The 1066-nt window shown below is 40.5% G+C and carries 1 protein-coding gene; it reads left to right on the top strand.

Features of this window, described 5'->3' with window-relative positions; all coding sequences use genetic code 11:
* Positions 1-1066 (top strand): ISL3 family transposase (locus ACVRWY_RS09560; protein ID WP_447455804.1); only part of this gene is annotated, 1066 nt, incomplete at both ends.

Raw genomic sequence — 1066 nt, 5'->3', positions numbered from 1 at the left:
GGAACTCACTTAGAACTCCACGGTCACTTGGATTACACAGCCCCTAAATGCTCAAAATGCAAGGGACAAATGGCTAAATACGACTTCCAGAAAGCCTCTAAAATCCCCTACCTAGAAACTGCTGGTTACCCGCTACTTATCCGCCTTAGAAAGCGTCGCTTCAAGTGTAAAGAATGCGGAAAAATAGCGGTCGCTGAAACTCCTCTTGTCAAGAAGAACCACCAAATCTCTGTCGCTGTTAACCAGAAGATTGCTCAATTACTCATCGAAAATCAAGCAATGAAACATATTGCACACAGGCTATCTATCTCAACATCATCAGTTATGAGAAAACTCAATGAGTTCAAGTTTGAAACAGATTGGAATGCCTTACCTGAGGTGATGAGCTGGGACGAGTATGCCTTCAAAAAAGGGAAAATGAGCTTTATCGCTCAAGATTTCGACTCCCTAAATGTCATCGCCATTCTGGACGGAAGAACTCAAGCAACCATCCGAAACCACTTTCTACGCTATCCTAGAAAGGTTAGAAATCGGGTCAAAGTCATTACCATGGATATGTTTAGTCCATACTACAAATTGGCTAGACAGCTATTTCCCAATGCAAAAATTGTACTCGACCGCTTTCATATTGTTCAACACCTTAGTCGTGCTATGAACCGTATCCGTATTCAAATTATGAATCAATTCGACAGAACATCGCAGGAATACCGAGCCTTGAAACGCTACTGGAAATTGATACAACAAGATAGCCGTAAAATCAGCGATAAACGATTTTATCGCCCTATGTTCCGAATGCACTTGACTAACAAGGAAATACTGGAAAAACTCCTGTCTTTCTCCGAGGAACTACGACAGCACTATGAACTCTATCAACTTCTCTTATTCCATTTCCAAGAGAAAAATTCAGATCATTTCTTCGAACTTATCGAACAGGAAATAACCGCTGTTAATCCTATTTTCCAGACAGTATTTAAGACATTTCTAAAGGATAAAGACAAGGTTTTAAACGCCATGGAATTGCCTTATTCCAACGCCAAACTGGAAGCTACCAATAATCTCATCAAAG

Source organism: Streptococcus porcorum (assembly GCF_053203725.1).
This window is presented reverse-complemented; position numbering and strand designations above follow the sequence as displayed.